The organism is Pseudomonas sp. R76, assembly GCF_009834565.1.
Taxonomy (GTDB): domain Bacteria; phylum Pseudomonadota; class Gammaproteobacteria; order Pseudomonadales; family Pseudomonadaceae; genus Aquipseudomonas.
In genome coordinates, this window is record NZ_CP019428.1 from 158070 (window position 1) to 179678 (window position 21609).

The 21609-nt window shown below is 56.0% G+C and carries 12 protein-coding genes, 2 tRNA genes and 4 rRNA genes; 9 read left to right on the plus strand and 9 right to left on the minus strand.

The window, feature by feature from the left end; genetic code table 11:
* Positions 1-33 precede the first annotated feature (33 nt).
* From PspR76_RS00760 to PspR76_RS00780, 5 genes are all read right to left on the minus strand, one after another.
* Positions 34-1527 (minus strand): acetyl-CoA hydrolase/transferase family protein, encoded by a 1494-nt coding sequence (locus tag PspR76_RS00760; protein WP_159953541.1) that lies wholly within the window; start codon positions 1525-1527, stop codon positions 34-36.
* Positions 1528-1780: 253 nt separating this feature from the next.
* On the minus strand, positions 1781-3217 hold the full coding sequence (locus PspR76_RS00765) for an NAD(P)(+) transhydrogenase (Re/Si-specific) subunit beta (protein WP_159953542.1): 1437 nt from the start codon (positions 3215-3217) through the stop codon (positions 1781-1783).
* On the minus strand, positions 3214-3537 hold the full coding sequence (locus tag PspR76_RS00770; RefSeq protein WP_003170836.1) for an NAD(P) transhydrogenase subunit alpha: 324 nt from the start codon (positions 3535-3537) through the stop codon (positions 3214-3216). The genes PspR76_RS00765 and PspR76_RS00770 overlap by 4 nt, the downstream gene beginning before the upstream one ends.
* 15 nt (positions 3538-3552) lie before the next feature.
* Positions 3553-4674, minus strand: a complete 1122-nt coding sequence (locus PspR76_RS00775; protein ID WP_159953543.1) for a Re/Si-specific NAD(P)(+) transhydrogenase subunit alpha — start codon at positions 4672-4674, stop codon at positions 3553-3555.
* 452 nt (positions 4675-5126) lie between these two features.
* On the minus strand, positions 5127-6026 hold the full coding sequence (locus tag PspR76_RS00780) for a LysR family transcriptional regulator (RefSeq protein ID WP_159953544.1): 900 nt from the start codon (positions 6024-6026) through the stop codon (positions 5127-5129).
* Positions 6027-6183: 157 nt separating this feature from the next.
* Between PspR76_RS00780 and PspR76_RS00785 the strand changes: the two genes are divergently transcribed.
* From PspR76_RS00785 to rrf (PspR76_RS00825), 8 genes are all read left to right on the plus strand, one after another.
* On the plus strand, positions 6184-7365 hold the full coding sequence (locus PspR76_RS00785; RefSeq protein ID WP_159953545.1) for an acyl-CoA dehydrogenase: 1182 nt from the start codon (positions 6184-6186) through the stop codon (positions 7363-7365).
* A gap of 12 nt (positions 7366-7377) precedes the next feature.
* On the plus strand, positions 7378-8598 hold the full coding sequence (locus tag PspR76_RS00790) for a CaiB/BaiF CoA transferase family protein (RefSeq protein WP_159953546.1): 1221 nt from the start codon (positions 7378-7380) through the stop codon (positions 8596-8598).
* Between the two features lie 628 nt (positions 8599-9226).
* A 16S ribosomal RNA gene (locus tag PspR76_RS00800) occupies positions 9227-10763 on the plus strand.
* Between the two features lie 82 nt (positions 10764-10845).
* Positions 10846-10922 (plus strand) — tRNA-Ile (locus PspR76_RS00805).
* Positions 10923-10952: 30 nt separating this feature from the next.
* Positions 10953-11028 (plus strand) — tRNA-Ala (locus PspR76_RS00810).
* Positions 11029-11277: 249 nt separating this feature from the next.
* A 23S ribosomal RNA gene (locus PspR76_RS00815) occupies positions 11278-14169 on the plus strand.
* Between the two features lie 151 nt (positions 14170-14320).
* Positions 14321-14436, plus strand: a 5S ribosomal RNA gene (rrf, locus tag PspR76_RS00820).
* A gap of 109 nt (positions 14437-14545) precedes the next feature.
* Positions 14546-14661: ribosomal RNA gene (gene rrf, locus PspR76_RS00825) — 5S ribosomal RNA — on the plus strand.
* The 16S, 23S and 5S rRNA genes sit together here with 2 tRNA genes alongside, the layout of an rRNA operon.
* Positions 14662-14851: 190 nt before the next feature.
* Here the strand turns inward: rrf (PspR76_RS00825) and PspR76_RS00830 are convergent.
* The 3 genes from PspR76_RS00830 to PspR76_RS00840 form a co-directional block, all read right to left on the minus strand.
* Positions 14852-17347, minus strand: a complete 2496-nt coding sequence (locus tag PspR76_RS00830) for a TonB-dependent siderophore receptor (RefSeq protein WP_159953547.1) — start codon at positions 17345-17347, stop codon at positions 14852-14854.
* Between the two features lie 94 nt (positions 17348-17441).
* Entirely contained in the window at positions 17442-18422 is a 981-nt protein-coding gene (locus PspR76_RS00835) for a FecR domain-containing protein (protein WP_159953548.1), read from the minus strand.
* Complete coding sequence (locus PspR76_RS00840) at positions 18422-18937, minus strand: sigma-70 family RNA polymerase sigma factor (RefSeq protein WP_159953549.1); 516 nt, start codon at positions 18935-18937, stop codon at positions 18422-18424. Before PspR76_RS00840 ends, PspR76_RS00835 begins: the two co-directional genes overlap by 1 nt.
* Positions 18938-19219: 282 nt before the next feature.
* On the opposite strand from PspR76_RS00840, the gene PspR76_RS00845 reads away from it, so the two are divergent.
* Positions 19220-21100 (plus strand): methyl-accepting chemotaxis protein, encoded by a 1881-nt coding sequence (locus PspR76_RS00845; RefSeq protein WP_159953550.1) that lies wholly within the window; start codon positions 19220-19222, stop codon positions 21098-21100.
* Between the two features lie 39 nt (positions 21101-21139).
* Here PspR76_RS00845 and PspR76_RS00850 read toward each other — a convergent pair whose 3' ends face one another.
* Complete coding sequence (locus PspR76_RS00850; protein ID WP_159953551.1) at positions 21140-21598, minus strand: SRPBCC family protein; 459 nt, start codon at positions 21596-21598, stop codon at positions 21140-21142.
* Between the last annotated feature and the right edge of the window lie 11 nt (positions 21599-21609).

Here is a 21609-nt window from a genome sequence, read left to right on the forward strand (position 1 = left end):
AACTGTGTTTGCATCAGCCCGAATCTGTATCAATCAAGCCTTGAGCATATGCCCGGTTTCTTCCAGGTTAATGTGCCAACTCAGTGCTTCGCGCAGGATATGCGGGGTGTGCCCGCCGATGGCGCAGGCAGCGTTGAAGTAACTGTTCAGGGCGTCGCGGTACGCCGGGTGTACGCAGTTGTCGATGATCACCCGGGCTCGTTCCCGTGGCGCCAGGCCGCGCAGGTCGGCAAGGCCCACTTCGGTGACCAGGATGTCGACGTCGTGCTCTGTGTGGTCCACATGACTGACCATCGGCACTACGCTGGAGATCGCGCCGCCTTTGGCAATCGACTTGGTAACAAAGATTGCCAGGTGCGCATTGCGCGCGAAATCCCCTGAGCCGCCAATGCCGTTCATCATCCGCGTGCCGCAGACGTGGGTGGAGTTGACGTTGCCGTAGATGTCGAATTCCAGCGCGGTATTGATGCCGATAATGCCCAGGCGCCGCACCACTTCAGGGTGGTTGGAGATTTCCTGCGGGCGCAGTACCAGTTTGTCCTTGTAGTGTTCCAAATTGCCGAACACGTCGGCATTGCGCCGTTCAGACAAGGTAATCGAGCTGCCCGAGGCGAAGCTCAGCTTGCCCGCGTCGATCAGGTCGAACGTCGAATCCTGCAACACTTCCGAATACATGGTCAGGTCTTCGAACGGCGATTCGATCAGGCCACACATCACCGCGTTGGCGATGTTGCCGATACCGGCCTGCAGCGGGCCGAGTTTGTTGGTCATGCGCCCGGCGTCCACTTCCTGCTTGAGGAAGTTGATCAGGTGGTTGGCGATGCCTTGGGTGTCGGCGTCCGGTGGCGTCACGGTCGAGGCGGAATCGGCCTGGTTGGTGATCACGATGGCGACAATCTTTTCCGGCGGGATCGGAATGGCGGTGCTGCCAATGCGGTCGTCGACTTTTACCAGCGGGATCGGTGTGCGAGTCGGCCGGTAGGTCGGGATATAGATGTCGTGCAGCCCTTCCAGGTTAGGGTTGTGCGCGAGGTTGATCTCGACGATCACTTGCTTGGCAAAAATCGCAAAGCTGGCCGAGTTGCCCACTGAGGTGGTCGGCACGATATGGCCTTGCTCGGTGATTGCGACGGCTTCGATTACCGCAATGTCCGGCAGCTTGAGCTGGTTGTTGCGCAGTTGCTCAACGGTTTCCGACAGATGCTGGTCGATAAACATCACTTCGCCGGCGTTGATTGCCTTGCGCAGGGTGCTGTCCACTTGGAAGGGCATGCGTCGGGACAGCACGCCGGCTTCGGTCAGTTGCTTGTCCAGGTCATTGCCCAGGCTGGCTCCTGTCATCAGGGTGATTTTCAGCGGGGATGTCTTGGCGCGTTCGGCCAGGGCGTGTGGGACGGCCTTGGCTTCACCGGCGCGGGTGAAGCCGCTCATGCCGACGGTCATGCCGTCCTCGATCAGTGCTGCGGCATCTGCCGCGCTCATGACCTTGTTCAACAACGAAGGCAAGCGGATACGATCACGGTACATGGATTGTTATCTCGGGCTACGGAAGCAAGGTGGGCAGTTTAGTGATTTCAAAAAATTTCGGCCCGCTACCATGGTCGAATGCCGGGCAGCGATTTAGAGCCTTTGGTCGGGTTTCAGGCGTGTGCAGAGCGGGACGCAGAGCATCCCGGGATGCTTTGCCACGCAGAGCATGGGAACGATCAGCATGGGAACGATCATAAAAAAACCCCAGCCTACGGGAGGCCAGGGTTTAGGGTATTGCGCTGGCGCAGTTTTATTCGACGGCTTTGACCATATCTTCGATGACCTTCTTGGCATCACCGAAGACCATCATGGTCTTGTCCAGGTAGAACAATTCGTTGTCCAGGCCCGCATAGCCGCTGGCCATCGAGCGCTTGTTTACGATGATGGTCTTGGCTTTGAATGCCTCCAGGATCGGCATGCCTGCAATCGGCGAGTTCGGGTCGTTCTTGGCGGCCGGGTTGACCACGTCGTTCGCGCCCAACACCAGCACCACGTCGGCCTGGCCGAACTCTGAGTTGATGTCTTCCATCTCGAACACCTGGTCGTAAGGCACTTCGGCCTCAGCCAGCAGCACGTTCATGTGGCCTGGCATGCGCCCCGCTACCGGATGGATCGCATACTTCACGGTTACGCCGCGGTGGGTCAGCTTTTCGGTCAGCTCTTTAAGCGCATGTTGCGCGCGCGCCACTGCCAGGCCATAGCCCGGCACGATGATCACGGTGTCGGCGTTGGTCAGCAGGAAGGTGGCATCGTCGGCAGAGCCGGATTTCACCGGGAGTGCTTCTTTAGAGCCGGCCGGGCCGGCTGCGTCCGCCGTGTTACCGAAACCGCCGAGCAGCACATTAAAGAAGGAACGGTTCATCGCTTTGCACATGATGTACGAGAGGATCGCACCGCTGGAGCCCACCAGGGAGCCGGCGATGATCAGCATCGAGTTGTTGAGCGAGAAGCCGATGCCTGCTGCTGCCCAGCCGGAATAGCTGTTGAGCATCGACACGACGACCGGCATGTCGGCGCCGCCGATCGGGATGATGATCAGCACGCCGAGCACGAACGCCAAGGCCAGCATCAATGCGAAGGCACTGAGGTTGCCGGTGAACATGAACGTCAGGCCCAGACCTAGAGTCAGCAGGCCTAATACCAGGTTCAGTTTGTGCTGGCCGCCGAACTGTACCGGTGCGCCCTGGAACAGGCGGAACTTGTACTTGCCTGACAGCTTGCCGAAGGCAATCACCGAACCGGAGAAGGTAATAGCACCAATGGCGGCGCCGAGGAACAACTCCAAACGGTTGCCGGCGGGGATCGAGTCGCCCAGGTGTTTGACGATGCCCAGGGATTGCGGCTCGACCACAGCGGCGATGGCAATAAATACTGCAGCCAGGCCGATCATGCTGTGCATGAACGCCACCAGCTCGGGCATTTTGGTCATTTCCACGCGCTTGGCCATGATCGAACCAGCAGTGCCGCCGATCAGCAGGCCAACAATCACGTAGCCAATACCGGCAGTCGCAAGTTCAGCGCCAAGCTTATAGATGAGGCCCACGGTGGTCAGCACCGCCAGCGCCATGCCGAGCATGCCGAACAGGTTGCCGCGTCGCGATGTGGTTGGGTGCGACAGGCCTTTGAGGGCCTGGATAAAGCAAATCGACGCGATCAGGTAGAGCGTCGTGACCAGATTCATGCTCATGACGATGGCGCCTCTTCTTTTACTTTCGGGGCTTTCTTCTTGAACATCTCGAGCATCCTGCGTGTGACCAGGAAGCCACCGAACACGTTGACTGCAGCGAGCGCCACGGCCAGTGTGCCCATGGTTTTACCCAGCGGTGTAACGGTGAGCGCTGCGGCGAGCATGGCGCCGACGATCACAATTGCGGAGATCGCGTTGGTCACCGCCATCAACGGCGTGTGCAGCGCGGGGGTTACGTTCCAGACCACGTGGTAACCGACATAAATCGCCAGCACAAAGATGATCAGGTTGTAGATACCGGGGGAGATAAGCTCTTCCATCGTCTGAATCCCTGCTTAGGCGTTTTTGCGGATGACTTGGCCGTCGCGGCACATCAGGCACGCGGCGACGATGTCGTCTTCGAGGTTGATTTCAAACTGCCCTTCCTTGGTGAAGACCAGCTTCAGGAAGTCCAGCAGGTTGCGCGCATATAAAGCCGAAGCATCGGCGGCTACGGCGCCGGCCAGGTTGGTCGGGCCACAGATGGTCACGCCGTTTTCCACCACGACTTGGTCGGCGACAGTCAGCGGGCAGTTGCCACCTTGAGCGGCGGCGAGGTCAATGACCACCGAGCCTGGTTTCATTTGTGCGACGGTCTCGGCACTGAGCAGAGTCGGCGCCTTGCGGCCCGGGATCAGCGCGGTGGTGATGACGATGTCGGCTTGCTTGGCACGTTCGTGTACGGCCAGGGCCTGGCGCTGCATCCAGCTTGAAGGCATAGGGCGAGCGTAACCGCCGACACCGACGGCGCATTCGCGCTCTTCATCGGTTTCGTAAGGCACATCGACGAACTTGGCACCGAGGGATTCAATCTGCTCTTTAACGGCAGGGCGCACGTCAGACGCTTCGATCACTGCACCCAGGCGTTTCGCCGTGGCGATGGCCTGCAAGCCGGCAACGCCTGCGCCGAGAATCAGCACGCGGGCGGCTTTTACAGTGCCGGCAGCGGTCATCAGCATCGGCATGAAGCGCGGGTAGTGATGAGCCGCCAGCAACACGGCTTTGTAACCCGCGATGTTGGCCTGCGACGACAGTACGTCGAGACTTTGGGCCCGTGAAGTGCGCGGCGCCGCTTCGAGCGCGAAGGCAGTGATGCCACGCTCGGCCAGCTTGGCAATGATTTCGTTGCTGAACGGATTGAGCATGCCCACCAACACAGTGCCGCTGTTGATCAGCGCCAGTTCGCTGTCGCTGGGGGCAACCACCTTGAGAATCAGCTCGGCACCAAACGCATCGATGGCGCTGCCAATGGTTGCGCCTGCCGTTTCATAGGCACTGTCGACGACGCTGGCGTTAATACCGGCGCCACTTTGAACAGTGACCTTATGGCCCTGGCCGATCAGCTTCTTGATGGTTTCCGGGGTGGCAGCCACCCGCGTTTCACCGGTCTGGGTTTCGAGAGGAACACCAATGTGCACGTCAAATCTCCTGCATGATCTTTTTGCTTTTGATCTTTTTGTAAAAAGGCCAGTGCACCGTGAGTGGCGCAGCTGGGGCGGCCGATCAGCACGATCCCGCTGAAATGACAGCGGGGCGCGGCATTTTGCAGGCGAACTTTACGGCCTTCAAGGGATTATGACGGGTGACGAAAAATTAACTACAAGTCACCCTGTGACTGATTGTCGCAATACACTCAAATAACCTCTTTAAATACATGTGTTTAAAGGGGTGCAGGCGGTTTTCGTATTATTTCCAATCGTCGGTGTGAATAGTCGCCTATTGGCCGGTCATTGTCGCTACAAGCCCTATGAATCATGGCTTTAAGCATTATTTTATGTGGATGGGTACAGTCTGCTTAAATGCGACATATACGTACATCTGTAGGATTCGTATTTAATTGACTACAAAGTCAGCAAGTGGGGTTTGGCCTTTAAACACTTGGGTTGTAGCGCTGTGACTGGTCAATCAACCAATCCCGGAATGCGTGCAGCGACGCAGATTCGACTTTTCGTTCGGGAATCATCAGGTAATAAGCCTTGGAGCTACTGAGTGCTTCGGGGCTCGCGATTACCAATTGGCGCTCTCCCAGCTCACGCTGGATGAGGAATGGCGGAATGAGCGCAACACCCATGTCATGCATGGCGGCCTGGGACAACATCGAGAATAGCTCGTAACGAGGGCCTGTCATGTCGCGGGGTATGTTCAGTTGTTGCGCGTTGAACCATTGGCGCCACGCGTAAGGCCGGGTGGTTTGCTGCAGCAGCGGTAGTTCCGCGATTTCCTGGGGGCTGAAGTGGGTGCGGTTGCCCAGTAACCGTGGGCTGCACACCGGGACCGGGTCTTCTCCCATCAGCCGATGGGATTCGGTGCCGGACCAGTCAGCATCGCCAAAGTAGATCGCGGCATCGAATTCGGTATCGGCGAACAGAAAGGGGCGCGTGCGGTTGGTGAGGTTGACGGTCACTTCCGGATGTTGGCGTTGGAAATCTTTGAGGCGTGGGATCAGCCATTGGGTGCCGAAGGTTGGCACCACGGCGAGCTCGATGACGTTAGCACCCTGCTGCCCCATAACTGACAGGGTGTCGCGCTCCACTGCGTCCAATTGCATGGCGACGCGACGGCTATAGGACAGCCCTGCTTCGGTCAGTTTTACCCCGCGTCGGGAGCGCCGAAACAGCTCGACACTTAAAAACTCCTCAAGGCTGGCGATCTGTCGACAGATGGCGCCTTGGGTGATGGAAAGCTCATGTGCGGCCTTGGTAAAGCTCTCGTGGCGGGCTGCGGCTTCAAAACTGACCAGGGCGGTCGTGCTGGGAATTTTTCTGCGCATGTACGTTGTACTCACTTATAAAGCGCATCTGCGCCCTTATCAGTCATTTCGAAGTGAGAAATTAGCACAACCCTATGCGGAAACCTCGTTTGCCCTCTGCTCCTGCCCGACCTAGGCTGCATCCACGACTTCTGATTTTTTCCGCGAGGACTTATTCATGGCTGGCAAGGCAAGCTTCAACTGGATCGATCCACTGCTGCTGGATCAACAGCTCACCGAAGAAGAGCGCATGGTGCGCGACAGTGCTGAGCAATTCGCCCGGGACAAGCTGGCGCCGCGTGTGCTTGAGGCCTTCCGCCATGAAAAGACTGACCCGGCGATTTTCCGCGAGATGGGCGAAACCGGCCTGTTGGGCGCGATGATCCCCGAGGAGTACGGTGGCAGTGGTTTGAACTACGTCAGCTATGGGTTGATCGCCCGTGAGGTCGAGCGTGTCGACTCCGGCTATCGCTCGATGATGAGTGTGCAGTCATCTCTGGTCATGGTGCCTATCAATGAATTTGGCACCGAGGCGCAAAAGCAGAAGTACCTGCCAAAGTTGGCCTCTGGTGAATGGATCGGCTGCTTTGGTCTGACTGAGCCTAACCACGGCTCGGACCCGGGCGCGATGATTACGCGAGCACGTAAGGTGGAGGGTGGCTACAGCCTGACTGGGGCCAAGATGTGGATCACTAATAGCCCGATCGCGGATGTGTTTGTTGTTTGGGGCAAGGACGATGCGGGCGACATCCGTGGTTTTGTCCTGGAGAAAGGCTGGAAAGGTCTGAGTGCGCCGGCGATCCACGGCAAGGTCGGCCTGCGGGCGTCCATCACCGGTGAAATCGTTATGGATAACGTGTTCGTCCCGGAAGAAAACATCTTCCCGGATGTGCGTGGCTTGAAAGGGCCCTTCACCTGCCTTAACTCAGCGCGGTATGGCATCTCCTGGGGGGCGCTGGGTGCTGCGGAGTTCTGCTGGCACACCGCTCGCCAGTACACGCTGGATCGTCATCAGTTCGGGCGTCCATTGGCAGCCACGCAGCTGATCCAGAAGAAACTTGCCGATATGCAGACCGAGATCACGATGGCCTTGCAAGGCTGCCTGCGCTTGGGGCGTATGAAAGATGAGGGCACGGCGGCGGTTGAGATTACTTCGATCATGAAGCGCAATTCGTGCGGCAAGTCCCTGGATATCGCACGTATGGCGCGGGACATGCTGGGTGGCAACGGTATTTCCGATGAGTTCGGGGTGGCGCGCCACTTGGTCAACCTGGAGGTGGTTAACACCTATGAAGGGACTCATGACGTGCACGCCTTGATTCTCGGGCGCGCGCAAACCGGTCTTCAGGCGTTCTATTAATAGGAGCACGGCATGGGTGCGCTTTCACATCTGCGGGTACTGGACTTATCCAGAGTGCTGGCGGGCCCTTGGTCCGGGCAGATCCTGGCGGACCTTGGGGCTGAGGTGATCAAGGTCGAGCGGCCAGGTAACGGCGATGACACGCGTGCGTGGGGGCCGCCGTTCCTTAAGGACGCGTATGGCGAGAACACCAGTGAAGCGGCGTATTACCTGTCGGCCAACCGTAATAAGGAGTCGGTGACCATCGACTTCACGCGACCAGAGGGTCAGAAGCTGGTGCGTGACTTGGCGGCCAAGTCCGACATCCTGATCGAGAACTTCAAGGTGGGCGGTCTTGCGGCGTATGGGCTGGACTATGAGTCGCTGAAGGAGATCAATCCGGAGTTGATCTATTGCTCGATTACGGGCTTTGGCCAGACGGGGCCTTATGCGACGCGCGCGGGCTATGACTTCATGATCCAGGGCTTGGGCGGTCTTATGAGCCTGACCGGTCGGCCAGAAGGTGATGACGGGGCCGGGCCGGTCAAGGTTGGTGTGGCGCTGACGGACATCCTTACGGGTCTGTACTCGACCGTGGCGATCCTGGCTGCGCTGGCTCACCGGGACCATGACGGTGGCGGGCAGCATATTGATATGGCGCTGCTGGATGTGCAGGTAGCGTGCCTGGCTAATCAGGCGATGAATTACCTGACGACGGGTGTGGCGCCAAAGCGCCTCGGTAATGCTCACCCGAATATTGTGCCTTACCAGGATTTCCCTACTGCCGATGGCGACTTCATCCTGACTGTGGGCAATGACGGGCAGTTTCGTAAGTTCGCCGAGGTGGCTGGGCAGCCGCAGTGGGCGGATGATCCGCGCTTTGCCACTAATAAGGTACGGGTGGCTAACCGTGCGCAATTGATTCCGCTGATTCGCCAAGCCACGGTTTTCAAGACGACGGCTGAGTGGGTGTCGCAGTTGGAGCAAGTGGGTGTGCCTTGCGGGCCTATCAATGACCTGGCGCAGGTGTTTGCCGACCCGCAAGTCAAGGCGCGTGGGTTGGCTATGGCGCTGCCTCATGCGTTGGCGGGGATGGTGCCTCAGGTGGCCAGCCCCATACGGCTGTCCAAGACGCCTGTGGAATACCGTAGTGCGCCTCCTCTATTAGGTGAACACACAGTACAGGTGCTGCAGAGTGTGCTGGGGTTGGGGGCGGCGAACCTGGCGGCATTAAAGGAAGCGGGCGTTATTTGAGCCTGCCCTTCTATATAGTCAGTGTGTAGGCGCGTTATAGGTTGTTTTTTAATCAATCCTAACTAATTGATAGAAAAGCAAAATTAAGGGTTGACGGCAGAATCTGGAAGTCTATAATTCGCCCCACTTCCGGCGCAGTCGAAACGGAAAACTCCTTGGTAAACAAAGAGTTACGCAGAATTCGACAGTGAGTTGCTTCAGTTCATCGAAGCCCAGAAGGAGTTGGTAGAGCGGTGTTGTTTGGCTCTATTAACGTTTCGATCTTCTCGGTCGAAAGCGGAGAAAAAGAGGTGTTGACAGCAGCGTGTAACGCTGTAGAATTCGCCTCCCGCTAACGAGAGATCGGAAGCGCAAGTGGTTGAAGTTGTTGAAGAAATCTTCGAAAACTTCTGAAAATAATCACTTGACAGCAAATGAGGCTGCTGTAGAATGCGCGCCTCGGTTGAGACGAAAGATCTTAACCAACCGCTCTTTAACAACTGAATCAAGCAATTCGTGTGGGTGCTTGTGGAGTCAGACTGATAGTCAACAAGATTATCAGCATCACAAGTTACTCCGCGAGAAATCAAAGATGTAACCAACGATTGCTGAGCCAAGTTTAGGGTTTCTTAAAAACCCAAAGATGTTTGAACTGAAGAGTTTGATCATGGCTCAGATTGAACGCTGGCGGCAGGCCTAACACATGCAAGTCGAGCGGTAGAGAGAAGCTTGCTTCTCTTGAGAGCGGCGGACGGGTGAGTAATGCCTAGGAATCTGCCTGGTAGTGGGGGATAACGTTCGGAAACGGACGCTAATACCGCATACGTCCTACGGGAGAAAGCAGGGGACCTTCGGGCCTTGCGCTATCAGATGAGCCTAGGTCGGATTAGCTAGTTGGTGAGGTAATGGCTCACCAAGGCGACGATCCGTAACTGGTCTGAGAGGATGATCAGTCACACTGGAACTGAGACACGGTCCAGACTCCTACGGGAGGCAGCAGTGGGGAATATTGGACAATGGGCGAAAGCCTGATCCAGCCATGCCGCGTGTGTGAAGAAGGTCTTCGGATTGTAAAGCACTTTAAGTTGGGAGGAAGGGCAGTTACCTAATACGTAATTGTTTTGACGTTACCGACAGAATAAGCACCGGCTAACTCTGTGCCAGCAGCCGCGGTAATACAGAGGGTGCAAGCGTTAATCGGAATTACTGGGCGTAAAGCGCGCGTAGGTGGTTTGTTAAGTTGGATGTGAAATCCCCGGGCTCAACCTGGGAACTGCATTCAAAACTGACTGACTAGAGTATGGTAGAGGGTGGTGGAATTTCCTGTGTAGCGGTGAAATGCGTAGATATAGGAAGGAACACCAGTGGCGAAGGCGACCACCTGGACTAATACTGACACTGAGGTGCGAAAGCGTGGGGAGCAAACAGGATTAGATACCCTGGTAGTCCACGCCGTAAACGATGTCAACTAGCCGTTGGAAGCCTTGAGCTTTTAGTGGCGCAGCTAACGCATTAAGTTGACCGCCTGGGGAGTACGGCCGCAAGGTTAAAACTCAAATGAATTGACGGGGGCCCGCACAAGCGGTGGAGCATGTGGTTTAATTCGAAGCAACGCGAAGAACCTTACCAGGCCTTGACATCCAATGAACTTTCTAGAGATAGATTGGTGCCTTCGGGAGCATTGAGACAGGTGCTGCATGGCTGTCGTCAGCTCGTGTCGTGAGATGTTGGGTTAAGTCCCGTAACGAGCGCAACCCTTGTCCTTAGTTACCAGCACGTAATGGTGGGCACTCTAAGGAGACTGCCGGTGACAAACCGGAGGAAGGTGGGGATGACGTCAAGTCATCATGGCCCTTACGGCCTGGGCTACACACGTGCTACAATGGTCGGTACAGAGGGTTGCCAAGCCGCGAGGTGGAGCTAATCCCATAAAACCGATCGTAGTCCGGATCGCAGTCTGCAACTCGACTGCGTGAAGTCGGAATCGCTAGTAATCGCGAATCAGAATGTCGCGGTGAATACGTTCCCGGGCCTTGTACACACCGCCCGTCACACCATGGGAGTGGGTTGCACCAGAAGTAGCTAGTCTAACCTTCGGGAGGACGGTTACCACGGTGTGATTCATGACTGGGGTGAAGTCGTAACAAGGTAGCCGTAGGGGAACCTGCGGCTGGATCACCTCCTTAATCGACGACATCAGCTGCTCCATAAGTTCCCACACGAATTGCTTGATTCATTGAAGAAGACGATAAGAAGCAGCCCGAAATTGGGTCTGTAGCTCAGTTGGTTAGAGCGCACCCCTGATAAGGGTGAGGTCGGCAGTTCGAATCTGCCCAGACCCACCAATTTTGTGTGGGAAACGCCTGTAGAAATACGGGGCCATAGCTCAGCTGGGAGAGCGCCTGCCTTGCACGCAGGAGGTCAACGGTTCGATCCCGTTTGGCTCCACCACTACTGCTTCTGAAAGTTTTGAAAGCTTAGAAATGAGCATTCCATCAGGTTGATGGTGAATGTTGATTTCTAGTCTTTGATTAGATCGTTCTTTAAAAATTTGGGTATGTGATAGAAAGATAGACTGAACGTTGCTTTCACTGGTAACGGATCAGGCTAAGGTAAAATTTGTGAGTTCTCTTAACTGAGAAATTCGAATTTTCGGCGAATGTTGTCTTCACAGTATAACCAGATTGCTTGGGGTTATATGGTCAAGTGAAGAAGCGCATACGGTGGATGCCTTGGCAGTCAGAGGCGATGAAAGACGTGGTAGCCTGCGAAAAGCTTCGGGGAGTCGGCAAACAGACTTTGATCCGGAGATGTCTGAATGGGGGAACCCAGCCATCATAAGATGGTTACCTTACACTGAATACATAGGTGTAAGGGGCGAACCAGGGGAACTGAAACATCTAAGTACCCTGAGGAAAAGAAATCAACCGAGATTCCCTTAGTAGTGGCGAGCGAACGGGGACTAGCCCTTAAGTGGCTTTGAGATTAGCGGAACGCTCTGGAAAGTGCGGCCATAGTGGGTGATAGCCCTGTACGCGAAAATCTCTTAGTCATGAAATCGAGTAGGACGGAGCACGAGAAACTTTGTCTGAATATGGGGGGACCATCCTCCAAGGCTAAATACTACTGACTGACCGATAGTGAACTAGTACCGTGAGGGAAAGGCGAAAAGAACCCCGGAGAGGGGAGTGAAATAGATCCTGAAACCGTATGCGTACAAGCAGTGGGAGCAGACTTTGTTCTGTGACTGCGTACCTTTTGTATAATGGGTCAGCGACTTATTTTCAGTGGCGAGCTTAACCGAATAGGGGAGGCGTAGCGAAAGCGAGTCTTAATAGGGCGTCTAGTCGCTGGGAATAGACCCGAAACCGGGCGATCTATCCATGGGCAGGTTGAAGGTTGGGTAACACTAACTGGAGGACCGAACCGACTACCGTTGAAAAGTTAGCGGATGACCTGTGGATCGGAGTGAAAGGCTAATCAAGCTCGGAGATAGCTGGTTCTCCTCGAAAGCTATTTAGGTAGCGCCTCATGTATCACTGTAGGGGGTAGAGCACTGTTTCGGCTAGGGGGTCATCCCGACTTACCAAACCGATGCAAACTCCGAATACCTACAAGTGCCGAGCATGGGAGACACACGGCGGGTGCTAACGTCCGTCGTGAAAAGGGAAACAACCCAGACCGTCAGCTAAGGTCCCAAAGTTATGGTTAAGTGGGAAACGATGTGGGAAGGCTTAGACAGCTAGGAGGTTGGCTTAGAAGCAGCCACCCTTTAAAGAAAGCGTAATAGCTCACTAGTCGAGTCGGCCTGCGCGGAAGATGTAACGGGGCTCAAACCATACACCGAAGCTACGGGTATCACGTAAGTGATGCGGTAGAGGAGCGTTCTGTAAGCCTGTGAAGGTGAGTTGAGAAGCTTGCTGGAGGTATCAGAAGTGCGAATGCTGACATGAGTAACGACAATGGGTGTGAAAAACACCCACGCCGAAAGACCAAGGTTTCCTGCGCAACGTTAATCGACGCAGGGTTAGTCGGTCCCTAAGGCGAGGCTGAAAAGCGTAGTCGATGGAAAACAGGTTAATATTCCTGTACTTCTGGTTATTGCGATGGAGGGACGGAGAAGGCTAGGCCAGCTTGGCGTTGGTTGTCCAAGTTTAAGGTGGTAGGCTGGAATCTTAGGTAAATCCGGGATTCTAAGGCCGAGAGCTGATGACGAGTTAACTTTTAGTTAACGAAGTGGTTGATGCCATGCTTCCAAGAAAAGCTTCTAAGCTTCAGGTAACCAGGAACCGTACCCCAAACCGACACAGGTGGTTGGGTAGAGAATACCAAGGCGCTTGAGAGAACTCGGGTGAAGGAACTAGGCAAAATGGCACCGTAACTTCGGGAGAAGGTGCGCCGGTGAGGGTGAAGGACTTGCTCCGTAAGCTCATGCCGGTCGAAGATACCAGGCCGCTGCGACTGTTTATTAAAAACACAGCACTCTGCAAACACGAAAGTGGACGTATAGGGTGTGACGCCTGCCCGGTGCCGGAAGGTTAATTGATGGGGTTAGCTAACGCGAAGCTCTTGATCGAAGCCCCGGTAAACGGCGGCCGTAACTATAACGGTCCTAAGGTAGCGAAATTCCTTGTCGGGTAAGTTCCGACCTGCACGAATGGCGTAACGATGGCGGCGCTGTCTCCACCCGAGACTCAGTGAAATTGAAATCGCTGTGAAGATGCAGTGTATCCGCGGCTAGACGGAAAGACCCCGTGAACCTTTACTATAGCTTTGCACTGGACTTTGAATTTGCTTGTGTAGGATAGGTGGGAGGCTTTGAAGCGTGGACGCCAGTCTGCGTGGAGCCAACCTTGAAATACCACCCTGGCAACTTTGAGGTTCTAACTCAGGTCCGTTATCCGGATCGAGGACAGTGTATGGTGGGTAGTTTGACTGGGGCGGTCTCCTCCTAAAGAGTAACGGAGGAGTACGAAGGTGCGCTCAGACCGGTCGGAAATCGGTCGTAGAGTATAAAGGCAAAAGCGCGCTTGACTGCGAGACAGACACGTCGAGCAGGTACGAAAGTAGGTCTTAGTGATCCGGTGGTTCTGTATGGAAGGGCCATCGCTCAACGGATAAAAGGTACTCCGGGGATAACAGGCTGATACCGCCCAAGAGTTCATATCGACGGCGGTGTTTGGCACCTCGATGTCGGCTCATCACATCCTGGGGCTGAAGCCGGTCCCAAGGGTATGGCTGTTCGCCATTTAAAGTGGTACGCGAGCTGGGTTTAGAACGTCGTGAGACAGTTCGGTCCCTATCTGCCGTGGACGTTTGAGATTTGAGAGGGGCTGCTCCTAGTACGAGAGGACCGGAGTGGACGAACCTCTGGTGTTCCGGTTGTCACGCCAGTGGCATTGCCGGGTAGCTATGTTCGGAATAGATAACCGCTGAAAGCATCTAAGCGGGAAACTAGCCTCAAGATGAGATCTCACTGGAACCTTGAGTTCCCTGAAGGGCCGTCGAAGACTACGACGTTGATAGGTTGGGTGTGTAAGCGCTGTGAGGCGTTGAGCTAACCAATACTAATTGCCCGTGAGGCTTGACCATATAACACCCAAGCAATTTGAGTCGAAAGGCCAGATTGCGGTGTGTGAAGACGAAATGAACCGAAAGTTCGACGTTCACAAAACACCGAAAGCTATCACATACCCAATTTGCTGAAGCGAGACCACTTGGTCACGACTCAGTACCCGAATTTCTTGACGACCATAGAGCATTGGAACCACCTGATCCCATCCCGAACTCAGTAGTGAAACGATGCATCGCCGATGGTAGTGTGGGGTTTCCCCATGTGAGAGTAGGTCATCGTCAAGATTAAATTCCAGAACCCCTGTTTGCTAACGCAAACAGGGGTTTTGTTTATGTAGAAGTCCATGAATTTCACTGGGACGTTGCTAGCGCAACGGTCTGGTACACAGAATTTCTTGACGACCATAGAGCATTGGAACCACCTGATCCCATCCCGAACTCAGCAGTGAAACGATGCATCGCCGATGGTAGTGTGGGGTTTCCCCATGTGAGAGTAGGTCATCGTCAAGATTGAATTCCGAAACCCCTGTCTGCTTACGCAGACAGGGGTTTTGTCGTTTTAGGGCGAGTGACTATGAATACCTAATGCTGAAAACAGTCAGAGTCCCTTCCAAGCCCGTAGCATCACACTCACCCTGAAACTGGCCAAAAAAAGCCAGCGCCTGAAGTCAGACGCTGGCCTCTCGACACTATCAGCAGATCAGAACTGATAGCTTACCGTTGCACTGACATTACGCTCTTCTCCCAGGTAGCAGAAATTCAGGCTGGCACAGGAGGCTACATAAGTCTCATTGGTCAGGTTGTTGGCATTCAACCGCACATCCACGCCCTTCAACCCTACTTTGCCCAGGTCATACCCGACTGACGCATCAAACAAGGTGTAGGCCGGCACCCTCATTGTGTTCTCTGCATCTGCCCAGCTGTACCCTACATAGCGAACCCCGCCCCCAAGCCGCAAGCCATCCAAGGCTCCGCTAGCAAATTTGTAGTCCGCCCACATCGACGCCATATGACGAGGCGCCTGAGTGGGAGAATTACCCTTGTTCTCGATCACATTGTCGGCAGAGCTCAACGTGCTCACCATCGACTTGGAATACTTGATGTCGGTAAAGGTATAGCTGCCCAAGAGCTTCAAGTTATCCGTCAGTTGCATATGCGCTTCCAGCTCCAGGCCTTGCGAGCGGACAGCACCTACAGCCCGATAGAAGTTCTCCTGGGGCAGCTTGGTCGCCAGGTTTTCCTGGTCGATACGAAACCAGGATGCTGTAAACAAGTTGTCGGTCCCCGGCGGCTGATACTTCAAGCCTGCCTCCCACTGTGTCCCATTGGTAGGTGCCAGTGGATTGCCCACGCTGTCTGAATAGGAGTTCGGGTTGAAGGACTCTGAATAGCTGACGTAAGGTGCCAAGCCGTTATCAAACAGATACAGCGCACCCGCTCGACTCGTAAGCTTGGTACGTTTGTCAGAGATCTCCGTGCCCAGCGGCCGACCCGCCTCTGCAATACGGTTTTCATCGGACGTCTCGACCCAATCCTGTCGAAGCCCGAGGGAAAACCGCCATTTATCCATTTCGATCAGGTCTTGCAGATACACACCCGCCTGTTCAAGGCGACGCAGGTAGCTGGTTGGCTCGTAATAGCTGATCGCTGAATTGCCGTAAACAGGGTTGAACGCGTTGATCGGTTGCAGCGACCCGCTGGACCAATCCACCACCGTTTTACGCCGCTGATAATCGGCCCCCATCAGAACAGTGTGCTTGGTCGCCCCAGTAAAAAACTCCGCCTGGAGCATGTTGTCGATGATGAACGCGTGCAGCTTCTCATCGCCGCCCGAGTAGTAGCGATTTAGCTCATTGCTGGTCGGCGTGGTCCAGCCATAGGCATACACCTGATCCAACTTCACCTTGGAGTCGAGGTAACGGAAGTTCTGCCGCGCAGTAAACACATCGTTGAAGCGATGCTCGAACTGATAACCAAACGACTGCTGATCACGTTTGTAACCATCGACGCCGGGCTCGCCTTCGAAAAAGTGGCTGGAGATCCGCTGACCATTGCGCAGATGCAATGCGCCGTCCGCCGGCATGCCACCGTGGTAACCACCGTCAGGATCATGCTGTAGATACGCCTGGAGCGTCAGCGAGGTGTCCTCGGTAAAGTCGATGCTGAGCGTTGGTGCCAGTGCGAAGCGCTTTTCCTTAGCGTGGTCGAACTGCGTGTCAGACTTGTCCGCCAAGCCAGTGAGGCGATAGGCGATGCGCTTGTCGTCGTCCACCGGGCCGCTGAAGTCCAAACCCATGCCCTGTTGCCCGCGACTGCCCACTGTCGCTTGAACCTGATGATAAGGCTCGAACAACGGCTTCTTGCTGGTCAGTGCAACCAGGCCGCCGGGTGAGCTGCGCCCATACAGCACAGAGGATGGCCCTTTCAGGATGTCCACGCGTTCAAGAAAGTACGGGTCCACCTGCATCGTGCTGTAAGTGCCGCTGTCGCCCATGGACTTCAACCCATCAAGGTAGATGTTATCCACAGAGCCATCGTTGAAACCGCGCATGGCTACGTAGTCATAACGATGGGTCGCGCCATACGGGTTGGTCAGCACGCCAGGTGTGTAGCGCATGGCCTGCGCAACAGTTTGGGAGCCCTGGTCGTCCATCTGTTCACGGGTCACCACAGAGACGGTTTGCGAAGTTTCCAGCAGGGCGGTGCTGGTCTTGGTTGCGATCTGGCTATGGGTGGCGTTGTAGCCTTCCATGCTGCCCAAGGCATTCCCCAACGCGAAGCCTTTGATATCGGTAGTGGGCAATGTCAGCGTGCTGCTTTGCGGCTGAGCCTGTAGAACAAAACTGACGCCGTCCTGCGAATCAGCCTGCAACCCGGAGCCGGCGAGCACATGGTTCAACCCCTGTTCGGCTGAATACTCGCCCTGCAGCCCAGGCGATTGTCGACCCTGAGTCTGCGCAGGCGTGCTGGAAAGGGTTATGCCCGCCTGCCGGGCGAACTGATTGAGCACCTCGCTCAGCGAGCCGGCTGGAATGTCATAACGCGGATTCACCTGCGCGCTGGCCGTCTGCGCCGCCATGGCCACAGTCGAAACAGCACCCATGCCCATCGCCGTCGACAACAATGCGGCACGTATGGCTTTGGCTAAAAGAGGGTAGGAAGAGTCTGGTGAGTTACTGAGAAAACGCGCAGTCATGATCAAGGTCCGTTGAGGCCGGTAAGGCAGATGGAAACGCTTACTGTCTAAGCCGGACTCACGGAAAAAAACCGCCAAAAACCTTCATAAAAAGTCAGGCCGAGCGCTCCAGGCTCACCCACCAACGTGTGCGATAACGCACGCGAACAGGCAGCGTCTGCGGCAGTATCGCCAGCAACTTGTCGGTGTCCTCCAGCCGAAAAACTCCCGACAGCCGCAAGCCGGCAACATCCGCCGAACAACCCAGGTAGCCATGGCGGTAACGCCCCACCTCCGACAGAAAGTCGGCCAGGCGCATACCACGCGTCACGATCAGCCCATCGGTCCACGCCCCAACATCCATATCCAAAGGCGGGGCAGGCGTGGCATGCGTCTGGCTTACGAGATAGTTTTCCCCCGCGTGGGCTTGAGTCGAGAACCCATCCGCCGAATGCGGTGAATGAATGGCCACATTGCCGCTGACCACGCTCAAGCGTGTGCAATCGCTGTCTTGGCGCACGCTGAAGCGCCCGTCAATGCCTTCGAGCAATCCATGCCGAGTTTGGACCAGCAAGGGTGCTGACAAACTCGTGCCGCAAGTCACCAGGATCTCCCCACGCACCAGCGTGATGAGGCGTTGCTGCGCACTGAAGTCCAGGTCCACTGCACTGTCGGTATTGAGTTGCAGGCGAGTACCATCCGGCAGTTGCACACTGCGCCGCTCGCCAGTGGCTGTCGCGAGGTCGGATGCCCAGCGCTGCCAGCCGGTCAGGTCTCGACTTACCCACGCTGCAGAGCCCACCAGCACTACACCGGACAACATCTTCAGCGCCTGCCGCCGGCCCAAGCCGTGTGCAACATTTTCCAGTGCTACATGGGCCGCCGGAATCGCAGACAATTGGCTGTTCAATTCCTGCTGCAGCGCCTGTACTCGTTGCCAGGCCAACTCATGGTCAACATGCGCCTCGCGCCAATGCTCGCATTGCGCATGCAGGCGCATATTGGCGCGGTTGTTACGCAGGCGCAGGGCCCAGCTGATGGCTTGCTTGACCACTTGGGCATCGGGTCCGGAACGCGCGGTGTTATCCACAGGCATCAAGTCTCATAACGCAGCACGTAACAGTGATACAGCGCCTCAGCGATGTAGCGTTCCACAGAGCGAACCGACACGCCCATCTGCTGCGCGATCTGCTTGTACGTCAGCCCATCGCACTGAGACAGTAGAAACGCCTTACGCACCTTCGGCTTCAATCCGTCTAAAAGGCGGGCGATTGCCTCCAGCAGTTCCAGCACCAACGCACGTGCTTCGGTGCTGGGTGCCAACGCTTCCGGCAAGTGGGCGATGGACTCCAGGTAGGCGCGTTGGATTTCTTCACGGCGCCAATGATCAATCACCAAACCACGGGCGATGGTGCGCAAGAACGCCCTGGGCGCCTTGAGTTCAAACCGTTCGGTCTTTTGCAGCAAACGCACAAAGGTGTCTTGCGCCAAGTCCGCTGCATCGGCGGCATTGCCCAGCCGGCTGCGCAGCCACGTGTTGAGCCAATTGTGATGGGTGCAGTAAAGCGTCTGCACCACACTTTCACACGCAATGTACTCAGTAGATGGCATTCACACAGGCCCGGCCAGACGCCACAAATGATAATTAGTCGCATTGTCTGAAAGCCTGAAAGATTTTGCAATCTCTCCTCGCAGCGCCTGCGCCGTTGGTCGGTTTCCTACGCAAAATGATGATGATTCTCACAAATTACTAAGATTTCTCTTGGTGTGGCCGAAAGCCTGACGAGCCATGCGTGCACCGAAATAGAGCGGTCCAAGAGAGTCCGCCTATCCCGTTACATGGAATGTTCCACTCGGCACGCTCATCCCCCTTTGGCAAAAGAAGTCGATGAAATGAATCTCAAGTTCAGTCATAAAATTCTGTTGGCCGCGTCAGGCGTCGTGGTTCTCGCATTCGCGTTATTCACGCTTTACAACGACTACCTGCAGCGCAGCACCATCAAGCAAAACCTGGAATCGTCCATCCAGCAATCGGGTGAACTCACGGCCAGCAGTGTGCAGAACTGGCTCAGTGGTCGCATCCTGGTCCTCGAAAGCCTGGCGCAAAACGTCGCGCATCAGGGCAGTGGTGCCGACCTTCCGGGCCTGGTTGATCAACCTGCGTTCACCTCGAACTTCCAGTTCACCTACGTCGGTCAAACCAACGGTGTGTTCACCCAGCGCCCTGACGCCAAAATGCCCGACGGTTATGACCCACGTCAGCGTCCTTGGTACAAGCAAGCCGTGGCCGCCGACAAAACCATGCTCACCCCGCCTTACATGGCTGCCGTGGGCGGTCAGATCGTCACCATCGCTCTGCCAGTCAAAAAGAACGGTGAGCTGCTGGGCGTAGTGGGCGGTGACCTGAGCCTGCAGACCTTGGTGAAGATCATCAACTCGGTGGACTTCGGCGGCATCGGCCATGCCTTTCTGGTCAGCGCCGATGGCCAGGTCATCGTCAGTCCTGACCAGGACCAGGTGATGAAAAACCTTAAGGACATCTACCCAGGCACAAACCTGCGTATCGAGAAGGTCAGCCAGGACGTTGTGCTCAATGGCCAGGACCGTATCCTCTCGTTCACGCCAATCAGCGGCTTGCCAGGTGCCGATTGGTATATCGGTCTGTCGATCGACAAAGATAAAGCCTACGCACCGCTGGGCAAATTCCGTACTTCGGCATTAATCGCCATGTTGATCGCGGTCGTCGCTATTGCCGTGCTCTTGAGCCTGTTGATTCAAGTACTGCTGCGCCCGCTGACCACCATGGGCATTGCCATGCAGGACATTGCCCAGGGCGAGGGTGATTTGACTCGGCGCCTGGACGTGACCAGCAAAGACGAATTTGGCGAAGTTGGCAGTGCCTTCAACCAGTTCGTCGAGCGTATCCACGCGTCCATCTCCGAGGTGTCTTCGGCGACGCGTCAGGTGCACGACCTGTCCCAACGCGTGATGGCGTCGTCCAATGCCTCGATCATCGGCTCGGACGAACAAAGTGCGCGCACCAACAGCGTGGCGGCGGCAATCAACGAATTGGGCGCCGCCACCCAGGAAATCGCGCGTAACGCGGCCGATGCTTCGCAGCACGCCAGTGGTGCCAGCGAACAGGCAGACGACGGGCGCAAGGTAGTCGAGCAAACCATCCTGGCGATGTCGGAGCTGTCGCAAAAAATCAGCCTGTCCTGCACCCAGATCGAAACGCTGAACGCCAGCACCGACAACATCGGCCACATCCTTGATGTGATCAAAGGCATCTCCCAGCAAACCAACTTGTTGGCACTTAACGCCGCAATTGAAGCGGCTCGTGCCGGGGAAGCCGGGCGTGGTTTTGCCGTGGTTGCCGATGAAGTGCGTAACCTGGCGCACCGTACCCAGGAGTCTGCCGAAGAGATTCATAAGATGATCACTTCGCTGCAAGTGGGTTCGCGTGAGGCGGTGACCACCATGAACGCCAGCCAGACCTCCAGCGAAGAAAGCGTTGAAGTGGCTAACCAGGCCGGTGAGCGCCTGGTCAGCGTGACGCAACGCATCGTCGAGATCGACGGCATGAACCAATCGGTCGCTGCCGCCACCGAGGAGCAGACCGCCGTGGTCGAAACCCTCAACGTCGACATCAACCAGATCAACCTGCTGAACCAGCAGGGCGTGGCCAACCTCAACGAAACGCTCAAGGACTGCGACGCACTGTCCCAGCAGGCCAGCCGATTGAAGCAGTTGGTCGACAGCTTCAAAATCTGACCCTGCTTGTGCAGGAGCGAGGCCTCTCGCTCCTGCCGATCAGCTGAGCATATGGCGCACATTCTCCAGTGCGCTGTCGGCGAAATCCTGCACAAACTCTTCAAACGCTGCCGGCGGCATTTCCAGCGGTTCGCCAATGAGCGTCCAGGTCGCCTTGGAGCGGTCCTCGCCAAGCCCTTCAACACGCATTGCGGCCCACAACTGCGCGACGCCCAACGTGTTGTAGATTGTGGTCCACGTCATATACATGGCCGCGTCGTCGTGGCTGTTGAGTTGCTCGACAACGCAATGACCATCGTGGAAAAACTTCGTGCGTAACGCACCCACACCCGTCCCCGTCATTTGGATGCGCGACAGCGCGGGAATAAAGGCATCAAAGCCTGCAAAGTTGCCCACCACACGCCACAGGCGAGCGGCCTCGCACGGGACTTCCACAGACGCCACCAACGGTGCGCCGCCAGGGTTGCGGATCAATGTATCGGGTTGCAGCGGTTTCATAAGCATGTCCT

Excerpts from the sequence above, each read along its gene's own strand:
- PspR76_RS00760 (WP_159953541.1), bottom strand. The coding sequence starts at position 1,527 with ATGTACCGTGATCGTATCCGCTTGCCTTCGTTGTTGAACAAGGTCATG.
- PspR76_RS00765 (WP_159953542.1), bottom strand. The coding sequence starts at position 3,217 with ATGAGCATGAATCTGGTCACGACGCTCTACCTGATCGCGTCGATTTGC.
- PspR76_RS00770 (WP_003170836.1), bottom strand. The coding sequence starts at position 3,537 with ATGGAAGAGCTTATCTCCCCCGGTATCTACAACCTGATCATCTTTGTG.
- PspR76_RS00780 (WP_159953544.1), bottom strand. The coding sequence starts at position 6,026 with ATGCGCAGAAAAATTCCCAGCACGACCGCCCTGGTCAGTTTTGAAGCC.
- PspR76_RS00785 (WP_159953545.1), top strand. The coding sequence starts at position 6,184 with ATGGCTGGCAAGGCAAGCTTCAACTGGATCGATCCACTGCTGCTGGAT.
- PspR76_RS00790 (WP_159953546.1), top strand. The coding sequence starts at position 7,378 with ATGGGTGCGCTTTCACATCTGCGGGTACTGGACTTATCCAGAGTGCTG.
- PspR76_RS00830 (WP_159953547.1), bottom strand. The coding sequence starts at position 17,347 with ATGACTGCGCGTTTTCTCAGTAACTCACCAGACTCTTCCTACCCTCTT.
- PspR76_RS00835 (WP_159953548.1), bottom strand. The coding sequence starts at position 18,422 with ATGCCTGTGGATAACACCGCGCGTTCCGGACCCGATGCCCAAGTGGTC.
- PspR76_RS00840 (WP_159953549.1), bottom strand. The coding sequence starts at position 18,937 with ATGCCATCTACTGAGTACATTGCGTGTGAAAGTGTGGTGCAGACGCTT.
- PspR76_RS00845 (WP_159953550.1), top strand. The coding sequence starts at position 19,220 with ATGAATCTCAAGTTCAGTCATAAAATTCTGTTGGCCGCGTCAGGCGTC.
- PspR76_RS00850 (WP_159953551.1), bottom strand. The coding sequence starts at position 21,598 with ATGAAACCGCTGCAACCCGATACATTGATCCGCAACCCTGGCGGCGCA.